The organism is Chamaesiphon sp. GL140_3_metabinner_50, from assembly GCF_025361915.1.
GTDB lineage: Bacteria > Cyanobacteriota > Cyanobacteriia > Cyanobacteriales > Chamaesiphonaceae > Chamaesiphon.
Window position 1 is genome coordinate 1 of the sequence record NZ_JANYJC010000080.1, and the last position, 10,337, is coordinate 10,337.

General features: G+C 45.7%; 11 protein-coding genes. 4 read left to right on the top strand and 7 right to left on the bottom strand.

Going from position 1 to position 10,337, the window contains the following annotated elements; translation table 11 throughout:
• Together Q0R35_RS03940 and Q0R35_RS03945 are read left to right on the top strand one after the other, a co-directional pair.
• The coding region (locus Q0R35_RS03940) for a DUF3598 family protein (RefSeq protein WP_295614682.1) at positions 1 to 460 on the top strand (460 nt) is incomplete at its 5' end.
• A gap of 49 nt (positions 461 to 509) precedes the next feature.
• Positions 510 to 1,742, top strand: coding sequence for an MFS transporter (locus Q0R35_RS03945; RefSeq protein WP_295614684.1), 1,233 nt, complete (start codon positions 510 to 512; stop codon positions 1,740 to 1,742).
• A gap of 405 nt (positions 1,743 to 2,147) precedes the next feature.
• Here the strand turns inward: Q0R35_RS03945 and Q0R35_RS03950 are convergent, their stop codons facing one another.
• The 5 genes from Q0R35_RS03950 to Q0R35_RS03970 all read right to left on the bottom strand — a co-directional run bounded on the left by Q0R35_RS03950 (position 2,148) and on the right by Q0R35_RS03970 (position 6,552).
• Positions 2,148 to 3,758 (bottom strand): 2-isopropylmalate synthase, encoded by a 1,611-nt coding sequence (locus tag Q0R35_RS03950; protein ID WP_295614686.1) that lies wholly within the window; start codon positions 3,756 to 3,758, stop codon positions 2,148 to 2,150.
• Positions 3,759 to 3,976: 218 nt separating this feature from the next.
• Positions 3,977 to 4,498: an NYN domain-containing protein gene (locus Q0R35_RS03955; RefSeq protein WP_295614688.1), complete on the bottom strand. Its 522-nt coding sequence runs from the start codon at positions 4,496 to 4,498 to the stop codon at positions 3,977 to 3,979.
• 384 nt (positions 4,499 to 4,882) lie between these two features.
• Positions 4,883 to 5,053 carry a hypothetical protein gene (locus Q0R35_RS03960; RefSeq protein ID WP_295614690.1) on the bottom strand — a complete coding sequence of 57 codons (171 nt, stop codon included), beginning with the start codon at positions 5,051 to 5,053 and terminating at the stop codon, positions 4,883 to 4,885.
• A gap of 60 nt (positions 5,054 to 5,113) precedes the next feature.
• Positions 5,114 to 6,001, bottom strand: coding sequence for a hypothetical protein (locus Q0R35_RS03965; RefSeq protein ID WP_295614692.1), 888 nt, complete (start codon positions 5,999 to 6,001; stop codon positions 5,114 to 5,116).
• Positions 6,002 to 6,036: 35 nt separating this feature from the next.
• A complete protein-coding gene (locus Q0R35_RS03970; protein WP_295614694.1) occupies positions 6,037 to 6,552 on the bottom strand; it encodes a hypothetical protein in 516 nt (171 codons plus the stop codon).
• Between the two features lie 233 nt (positions 6,553 to 6,785).
• Here Q0R35_RS03970 and hisA point away from each other — a divergent pair, with 233 nt between their 5' ends.
• Entirely contained in the window at positions 6,786 to 7,577 is a 792-nt protein-coding gene (hisA, locus tag Q0R35_RS03975; protein WP_295614696.1) for a 1-(5-phosphoribosyl)-5-[(5-phosphoribosylamino)methylideneamino]imidazole-4-carboxamide isomerase, read from the top strand.
• On the opposite strand, the gene Q0R35_RS03980 is transcribed toward hisA, so the two are convergent.
• Positions 7,564 to 8,562, bottom strand: a complete 999-nt coding sequence (locus Q0R35_RS03980) for an Hpt domain-containing protein (RefSeq protein ID WP_295614698.1) — start codon at positions 8,560 to 8,562, stop codon at positions 7,564 to 7,566. The genes hisA and Q0R35_RS03980 overlap by 14 nt on opposite strands.
• Before the next feature lie 757 nt (positions 8,563 to 9,319).
• Here Q0R35_RS03980 and Q0R35_RS03985 point away from each other — a divergent pair.
• Positions 9,320 to 9,856 (top strand): TIGR02652 family protein, encoded by a 537-nt coding sequence (locus Q0R35_RS03985; RefSeq protein ID WP_295614700.1) that lies wholly within the window; start codon positions 9,320 to 9,322, stop codon positions 9,854 to 9,856.
• Between the two features lie 241 nt (positions 9,857 to 10,097).
• On the opposite strand, the gene Q0R35_RS03990 is transcribed toward Q0R35_RS03985, so the two are convergent.
• Positions 10,098 to 10,337, bottom strand: a 240-nt coding sequence (locus Q0R35_RS03990) for an HNH endonuclease signature motif containing protein (protein WP_295614701.1), incomplete at its 5' end; no start/stop codon positions are given.

Sequence of the window (10,337 nt, forward strand, 5' to 3'; positions counted from 1 at the left end):
TGAGAGTCAGACGCTGATTCGAGAAATTCGGAGCGGTACCGATGCGAAATTGCGCCCAGATTTGAGGGTAGAGCAGTTAGTCGGTAAGTGGGAAGGTAAAGCTCAGACGGTATTTGCCGACTGGAAAGAGCCAGAGACTTACACCACGAATTTAGAAGTTAGCGAAGTTGGTGGCTCGTTGGTGCAACAATTATCTTTTGGTGGCAGAACGATTTCCTCAACTGCGAAAATCGATGGCAATCGGCTGTATTTTGACGAAGGAGCAACACCTCGGCAGGTGTTATTATTGCCCGATGGTGTTTCGAGCAATATTCCGTTGCAAATTAGTCACCGCCAGCCATTTTTTGTAGAGGCGGGGTGGTTATTATCAGATAACGAACGTCAGCGATTGATTCGCAGCTACAATGACAAGGGTGAATGGGTTAGTTCGACTCATACCATCGAATATCGAGTAAGATGAAGCTTTTTAAAGCAGCTCCTTTATAGAGCAACCCCCCCCAATTCCCTAAATGAATACTTTGAATCAGCTCGAACCGCAACAGCGGCGAAGTTTGCTCGTGTTATTTTTCACGGGCTTATTATTTTGGATAAGTATCGCGATTTTATTACCGACACTACCTGACTATCTAGATACGGTCGGGTTTAAGCAACAACAGGTAGGCTTAATTATCGGAGCATTTGCGATCGGGTTATTGGCAACGCGGCCAATTGTGGGTAAATTAGTCGATCTTAAAGGGCGCAAGTTAGTATTACTCGTCGGTACGGCGGTAGCCGCGATCGCACCTTTGGGCTATCTGGCGTTTACTTCAATGCCATTACTAATGTTGGTTCGGGCATTTCATGGCATTAGTATCGCCGCATTTACAACGGCTTACAGTGCCTTAGTTGTCGATTTGGCTCCCCCCAAGCAACGCGGCGAAATCATCGGCTTAATGAGCCTGACAAACCCCGTTGGTGTCGGATTAGGCCCCGCGATCGGCGGTTACTTGCAAGTCCTGGGGATGTATAGCGAAATCTTTTGGATTGCGATCGGGTGTGGGACAATTTCATTTATCGCCGCTACTCAATTGCACAACCCGCGCATCGAGCGCAATTTAGAACAAACTGAGCCAGATCCAAGTATTTCAATCTGGAAAATTTTGACTAATCCAGCTCTCGGAATTCCCGCTTTAGTATTACTGCTAGTTGGATTTCCGTTTGGTGCGATTCATACATTTTTACCTTTATATATCAAAACTCTGCACATCGATTTTAATCCTGGCTTATTCTATACGATCGCGGCACTAGCGAGTTTTAGTTCCCGATCGGTAATTGGCACCAGATCCGATCTTTATGGGCGGGGAATCTTTATTGCCGGGAGCCTGTGCTGCTATACTGCGGGACTAGCTTGTCTGGCGACAGCTCACAGTCAGACGAGTTTTATCTTTGGTGCCATCTTAGAAGGATTGGGTAGCGGTACTTTAATGCCGATGACAGTTGCGCTAGTATCCGATCGATCTTTACCCCAGCAGCGGGGACAAGTATTAGCAATCTGTATTACGGGGCTAGATCTGGGGATTGCGATTGCCGCGCCTGTATTTGGGCTGGTGGCCAAAGATCTGGGTTATCCTGGAATTTTCACGATCGGGACAGGAATGGCGGCAAGTGCGATTATGGTATTTATAATTTGGGGCAATCGTAGCTTACGCCATTCGATCGGGTTTAGTTTGGGTCGCGATCGGGATGTTTATCGTCGTAGCTAACGTCAGTTCGGGTCAAGGATTCCCGTTCGCGTAGCGTACCGTAGGTAATCTATGACTCTTAGCTTCGTTTTGGCATCGCCCTCAAATGAATTTGCGGATGCGCGCACGCCTTTGTTCCCCGACGGTTTAGCGGCGGTTTTATTCTGGGGTTCCCCCAGAATAAAAAACCGACAAGACAGCGCACCAAGCGGGGCTAATAGCAAAAGTTCGTTAAAACGAACTACCAAATTAATTAGTTCGTTTCAACGAACTTGAGCTATTAGCCCGTTGGCGTAGCCTTTCGGAACGAAACACTTCCAGTTCAGGGCGGTGCCTGAGCGGAGCAGATCGAGTTTCCTTAGCCCGAACTGAGGTTCGCTAAAAAATGAGGTAGGGGCAATTCATGAATTGCCCCTACCTCATTTGTTAACTATTAACCGCCAACTGACTGGCAGCTTCTTCTAACTTAGTTTTAGCAGCATACAAACGGTTGAGGGCATTAATGTACGCTTGCGCCGAGGCGACAATAATATCGGTATTCGCCGCATAACCAGAATAAGTATAATCCTGATACTTGAGCCGAATCGTCACTTCGCCGATCGCGTCAATGCCCGCTGTGACCGATTGTACCGAGAATTCGATTAATTGGTTGGGAACGTCGATAACGCGGTTAATCGCCTTGTAAATGGCATCTACGGGGCCAGTCCCGATCGCGGCATCGGTCAATTCTTCACCGTTGGGCATCCGGATCGTTACAGTTGCGGTAGGTTGAGCGCGATCGCCGCAAGTGACCTGAACGCGATCGAGAACAAAGATTTCGGGAGATTGTTTGATCTCATCATTAACGATCGCTTCTAAGTCGCGATCGGTAATTTCTTTTTTCTTATCAGCGACATCTTTAAAGCGCAAGAAGGCTTTGTTAAGGTCGTTTTCGGATAAATCGATCCCCAGTTCTGATAAGCGCGTGCGGAAGGCATTGCGACCGGATAATTTACCTAGGGTAATTAGATTATCAGTCAATCCGATCGATCGGGCATCCATAATCTCGTAGGTGAGTTTATTTTTCAACACTCCATCTTGATGAATGCCCGATTCGTGGGCGAAAGCATTAGCTCCAACGATCGCTTTATTGGGTTGAACGATCATTCCGGTGAGACTCGATACTAAGCGGGAAGTTTTATAAATCTGACGGGTATCGACATTTGTTAACGACTCAGCCGAATCGACGGGACGACCTAAGAACGGGTTGAAGTACTGACGGCGGACGTGTAGAGCCATTACCAGTTCTTCTAATGAAGCATTACCCGCGCGTTCGCCGATGCCATTAATGGTACATTCTAATTGCCGCGCGCCATGTTTAACTGCTTCTAAAAAGTTCGCAACAGCTAACCCTAAATCGTCGTGTCCGTGGACAGAAATAATCGCCCGATCGATATTCGGGACATTTTCTTTAATACCTTTAATTAGGGCACCAAATTCGGCAGGAGTTGTATAACCAACCGTATCGGGAATATTAACAGTCGTCGCACCATTGGCGATCGCACGTTCTAATACTTCATACAAAAATTCTGGTTCGCTGCGTCCGGCATCTTCGGGCGAAAATTCGACATCATCGACGAAAGTTTTGGCATAAGCCACCATTTCGCCAGCAATTTGCAAGACTTCTTTACGAGTCTTTTTGAGTTTATATTCTAGGTGAATATCAGATGTCGCAATAAATGTATGAATGCGAGGTTTAGCCGCAGGCTTGAGTGCGTCTGCGGCGGCTTTAATATCTTTCTCGCTGGCGCGTGCCAAGCCGCAAATAATCGGCCCCGATGGCGTACCGACAAGATCGGCAATCTGGTGGACTGCTTCAAAATCACCCCGGCTGGAGTATGGAAAACCAGCCTCGATGACATCGACACCCAAACGGGCTAATTGTCGAGCAATGGTCAGTTTTTCATCGGCGTTGAGGGTTGCGCCGGGAGATTGTTCGCCATCGCGCAAGGTGGTATCGAAAATAATTATGCGATCTGTTTCTGGTTGCTGAGTCATGATGCTAGATACCTAAAAATAATAATGTCAGGAATTACTAATCGAGCTGCTAGATCCCCGAATTCTTGGAAGAAGTCGGGGATACTTAACGATATTTTTAAGGTGACAGATTTACTAACGAGAATTTTCTGTCACCTAAATAAGCACTAATAGCTCTAATAAATTAGACTGCATTATGATTTTTAGTTGTTGTCTTGCTAACACTTGAATTAGTTTTCCTATAAAGAATCAACTTTTTCGATTCGATCGCGAATATCATTGAGATCGATATATCGATCGGTAACATTACGCAGTTCTCTGGCAATCATCCCCTCGGTCGAGATAACGGTGATGTGAGTATTTTTGGATCGCAGTAATTCGATCGCTCGCTCGAAATCACCATCACCACTAAACAGCACAACTCGATTGTACTGATCTACAGTATTAAACATATCGACCACAATTTCAATATCCAAATTCGCTTTTTGGGAATAGCGACCGGAAGTATCATCGTAGTATTCTTTCAGGATTTTGGTACGAACGGTGTAACCCAGACTGATCAGTGCGTCGCGAAACCCGCGTTGATCTTGAGAGTCCTTGAGTCCAGTATACCAAAAAGCGTTAATAAGCATTAACTCTGGTTCTTTCGTAAAATACTCTAGCACGCGCCGAGGATCGAAAAACCACCCATTTTTTTGTTGGGCATAAAACATATTATTACCGTCCACAAAAATGGAAAGACGGTTGGCGGCAGAAAACATTATAAATAGTACCTGTATTATTTTTTGATAAATTAAAATGAGTCGATTTTCGATGTTCTGGATCGAGCCAAATTTAGATTGACACGATTATCTAGGGTAAGGAATCACCCAACCATAGATCCACAGCTATCGAAGACACGACCTTGTGAATAAGTTTAGCTAATTAATTAAAGATATAGATTTTAAGTATTCGGCTGTAAATTAGATCGCACTAGGCTAACCACATCACACAACCATCAAGAAATAGAGCATCGATCGACAAGAGCAAAAGTATTAGTTTCAGCCAAATTCGATCGCAAAAGATTGGACAGTTAGCATAATAATTTACGAGAATAATGTATATATGGGTTCTATCTTACCAAACTTCGAGTATTTCAGCTAATGTTATTTGAGAGTGCCCAAATTCCGCCATAAATTTACGCGTTTTTGGGTAGTTGCTAGCGATCGACACCACAGCACCAATAACTTTAGCGTACCCAGTCTTGCGCCAGAACTCACGTTAAAAAATTGAATGCGCCCCGTTCGGCAAATATTTACCGAGCGGAGCGCAAACAAGTAGCTGATAATGAGACACGCAGCTCAAAACCCGACTATAACCGTCGGATCTCGATCGGCCTACATTTCGGCAGCAGCACGCTCTATTAAACGTCTGGCAAGCGTCTGGGCACCAGTGTGCTCGTAATAATTGGTACTTACATCGAGAAACGCGCCCAAGTAATCGAGCTTGTCATCGCTGATTTCTACGAAGTTGCGGAGATTACCAACAACTGTCTCTGGGGTTAACCCGCGTGAAGTCACAAAATCGCTCATCCAACCGCTGACAGAGCCAAAACTCTCGGTAATAAAGCCCAATTTTCCGCCCGTATCACCACCAGGGATTTGGTCTTTGATGCCTTTGAATGTTTGATTACCTTCTAGCTCATTAGCACCCATTCCACCCATCTTATCCATCACCATGCCGATAAAATCTGGCCCTAATGGAATCAAACCATCGAAGCAAATTAAAGCAGCCATTCGCATCAGCGACTCGCCACCATAATCGCCCAACGCCGCCAGGAAATCACCAACGCTATCGCCAGGGATGCCGTTAATCTGACAGAAAGCCACGATTTCGGCGACTAACTTGACGCTGAGGTCGATTGTTTGAGCGGTTTCAGCTTTAGGGGTAATGTTACCCAAAAAACTGAGCATTGAGAAACTTTCGCCGACTTTATTTGCCATCGCGGCTGCACCGAGCAATCGCGAACCAGAATCGACCGTATTATAAAGCCACATGGCGGTTTGATAGCCTTCGCCTTTGTCATTATACAAAGCTACCGCACGTTCGCCGATCGCTTGAATATAGTCTGGGTCGTCGGTACCAGTAACTATTTTAATGGTATTGTCGAAGCCAACGATATTTTGCCATTGTCCGGGAATGACAAAATCTAGGGCATTCAATGACATGACGGTTAATCCCCCAGTGGGCAACTCGTCTACTAATTCAAAAATTGCTTTGCTCACAGATAACTCCTGAAGATAATTACAATATTGCTAAACTATTTGAGTTTAGATAGTCCATCGAGGTTAAATTTAGATAACCAAGCTTGGCGATCGGTAGCGGTAAAGGAAGGATCGCGAGAAGCGACTTTGACTTGATAGCGATTATTGACTAATACCCCAGTGCTTTTGAGTGGTGCTTCATCTAACAGCGGATAGCTACCAATTTTGCTGGTACTCTTTTCATATTTTTTCGCTGCCGCAGGTAGACTAATCGTGTCGCTAATTGATAAAACTGCGACATTTTTGCCACCTTTATTTAGCTTGGCTTCAGCAAAACCTTTCTTCTCTTGGGAAAATACGCGGGCAAAGCCAGCATCACCTTGAGGGAAGAATTTATTAAAATCGCCGCCAGCTTCGGCATTTTTAGCAACTGCGGCGGGTGCGCTTCTACCCGAAGTCTCTTTTTGAGTGGTAGCATATTTAGATGGTTCTTTACTCGAACAAGCTGAGAATAGTAAAGCTACCGATAAGACGATCGGCATTAATGCCTTGCGCCAATTAGAAACAATCATATTTGCTCCAATAGTATAGAGTCGAACAATTATATTGTCACCGATCGGCGTTTGGTGCTGTGGTAGGAAAACCGATCTTCATTGTTTAATATTTATTAATTATTATTAAATATATCCTCAGATCTACGACCTTTTTTCGGTCGTTCAGGTATCTAAATAGTCACCGATCGTGCAGCGATCCAGCTTTTTCCGTATAATTCGCTATAGCTATTCTCTAATTCCCGTGCAAAACTATGGATATTTTTCCGGCGATCGATCTGTTAGATGGTAAGTGCGTGCGACTATATCAGGGCGATTACGATCGATCTCAGGTATTTAACGACAATCCTACAAATATGGCGCGCGATTGGCTCGTACAGGGCGCAAATAAACTCCATTTAGTAGATTTAGATGGTGCTAAAGCCGGACAGCCTGTAAATGTTGCCGCGATCGCGAGTATTGTAGAAATGGTCAAAACAACAGCCACCCAACCCGTGCAAATTCAGGTTGGGGGCGGACTGCGAACTGAAGCGAGCGTTCGGCAGCTATTGACTTTGGGGGTCGATCGAATTATTTTAGGAACGGTTGCAGTCGAGCAACCCGAACTAGTCAGAACATTATGTCAACAATACCCCGATCGAATCGCGATCGGGATCGATGCACGAGCTGGTAAAGTTGCCACTAAAGGCTGGCTAGAAACTTCAGAGGTGTTAGCAGTCGATTTAGCCAAACAAATGGCGCAAATGGGTGTCGCGGCAATTATTTACACGGATATCCACCGCGATGGCACCTTAACGGGGCCAAACTTGGCAGCATTAAGGGAACTAGCCAGCGGCATCAACATCCCCGTCATTGCCTCTGGTGGGGTCAGTTCGCTGCGAGATTTACTCGATCTGCTGTCGCTGACTGCCGTGGGTGTCACTGGCGCGATTGTCGGTCGCGCCCTGTACACTGGAGAAGTTAAGCTCACCGAGGCAATTCGCGCTGTCGGTGATGGCAGATGGCAAGATGTTCCACCCGATTTAGGTGCAACTAATTTTGCTTAGAATTAGAAATTACCCGATGGAGTAAGACGACTAATTCGGTGACTTGCTGACGGTTGAAGTTCTGGAGAATGCCTTGTGCGGCACCGCGAACATCGACTGGAATCGTAATTTGAGCGACTGCTGGTGCGGTTGGAGTTGGCACTGCTGGCGCGATTGGTGCGATTGGTGCCGCAGTAGAGATTGCCTGTTGCAGACCTACTGAAACCACGATTTCGCGTTCGCGTCCGGCGGCGAGTAAATCGCCCGCTTGTTTCAACTCGCGAATAACCAGCGGCGCAACGGCATTGTAAGTATTATGCGGATTGGCGATTGCCTGTGCGGTGGTTCTAATTAAAGCTTGCCAGTTGCCAGCATCTGGACGGATACTTGACAATGACTGCGCGATGCCGACTAATTGTTGGCGATTAGCAGGGTTGTCGCCTTGCTTGAATAAGCCTAACATCTGCTGAAGTGTCGTCGTGACGATCGCGACGATATTAATCGGCGGTGCCATGACTGCGGTACTACCACCGACAGTCGCTGCGACTGGGGTTTCTCTACCAGCAGTATCGTGAGTATTGATATTGAGCATCTCTTCGAGATATTCTTCCAACGCGACAAAATTTGCAGCCGAGCCAGACAACACACTTGTCACTACTTCCGGGCGCAAACTCAGGGTGGGCGAATTCGCCAATTCTTCTACTAATGCTTTGAGCGCATCATATCCACCCAAAAATAGCGTTTCCAATTTTCGATCGATCGGGACGGGATGATCGCGTAAAATCTTAAAGCAATCTTCTAATTTATGTGCGGTTGCTTGAATGCCTTCAAACCCTAGCATTGCTGCACCGCCCTTAATCGAGTGGGCAGCCCGAAACATTTCATTGACGCGCTCTGCGTCGGAGATCACTTCGGCAAGGTCTAATAAACCTTGTTCTACTGTCACTAAATGTTCTTGCGCTTCTTCGATAAAGTAGTGAATGATCTGCTGCTTGTTATCGTCCATTTTCCTGTTCCTAAACAGATATTTTTATATCTCGCATTTTAGCCAGATTTACCATCGACTATCTAATATTTAATCGAGTGCTAATCTAGCTTAAATTTGATTGAGTTTCTATCGCGAAGTTTCACGGCATTGAATGTAGTAGCAGCGACTCCCTCAGAGAGAACCGCTTGTAAACACCCGTTTGAGATGTTTTAGTCGGACATTATAGTTTTAAAATTTATCTGAGGTAGACACAATAATGAATAATGATTTACTACAGCTCAAATAGACGTAACTATCCCAGTCTTATCTTACCCACAATACTTGACGGAGGCATCAATTTGTGAATTTATTGATACCAATAACGATCTCCGATCGGATCGGGTTTGAAGATCGTTGATATATCTCCACTGCTGAAGATCGATCGCTGCATGTGTTTAGATCCTTAGATATAGGGTCAGATGTCATCACTAGCGGCGCGACACCTCAATTGCTTTCACTACAGGTGATGTTAATCTCAACGGCAGGTTGCGCGTTGACATCATCTTTCCAGTAGCGAAACACACTCAGGATAAAATTATCATTCCCACAAATCTTCTAAAACGCTCGATTCTCATTAGCAATTGTCTAATTTAGATATTATCAGCCTCGATCGATTCTCTACTAAAACAGGCTGCATCAACGCCAGCGTGTAAAGTATAATGCAATAAATAGACTCACAGCTCGACACATTTGTTTACTCATCCCGCACGGGCTGTTCGCCTGCCGCGCTCCTGACATGAACTTTGCTCTCCAATACCCCATTTTCGGCCCAGAGATTCAGTGTCCCCATTGTCGGCAAACTATTTCGGCTTTGACACTCACAGATACTTATTTATGCTCTCGACATGGGGCTTTTGAAGCCGATCCAAATACGAGCGAATTGGTTCATCTGCAATCTAGCCGACATTGGTGCCTATGGGAAGGTGAATGGTACCGCCAGCATACTCATCCCGATGGGATTCGATTTGAGATTCACGATGCGCTCGATCGGCTGTACACTCAAGGCTACCGCGCGACAAAGGTAATTATTGCCGAGCGGTACCGCGATTTAATCGGCGGCTATCTGGTTGGCGACAGTGCTAGCAAGGAAAGTCGCCATCATCCCTGGAGTAGCAACAATACCGAACAACCAACGATTCCCCGTTTGTTCGGTCTACCCGTCGAATTTAGCTCTGAATCTAACACGCAGCCTTGTTGGAAGGTAATTAATTTCGACCTCGAAAAAGAACCAGGTATCCCGATTCAGTATCCTTATTTTCGGATGTCTCCTTAGAGATGGGAGCGGGGAGATGGGAGATGGGAGCGGGGAGATGGGAGATGAAAGTGAGATCTGTAAGTTGAGTTGTGATTCGGCTATACTTCCGCAGTGGCTCAGTACAAGTCGCTCATCAGCCAGAATGAAACTAGGGCAGCCTTAACCAAAGTTGGTAAGGTCGAGGCGGAGTGTTACCACTCCACCCCTCCTATCCGAAACCGGACATGAGAGTTTCCAACTCATCCGGCTACTCAATGTGTTAACTTTTTGTCATTACAGACTTCGTACTACCATCACTGGCAGTTTTTATGTCATGGCAATGTCGATGCAAAAGTTGTAGATTTTTCCATTCATTCTTACCTCCAATGGATTTGGGAATAATATGGTCTACTTCCATCACATCTCCTTCACGGAACGTCAGTCCACAATGAGCGCATTTTCCTTTTTGTTGCTTGAGCAACTTAGCCTCACGATTAGGCATTTCAGGGTGTCTACCCAT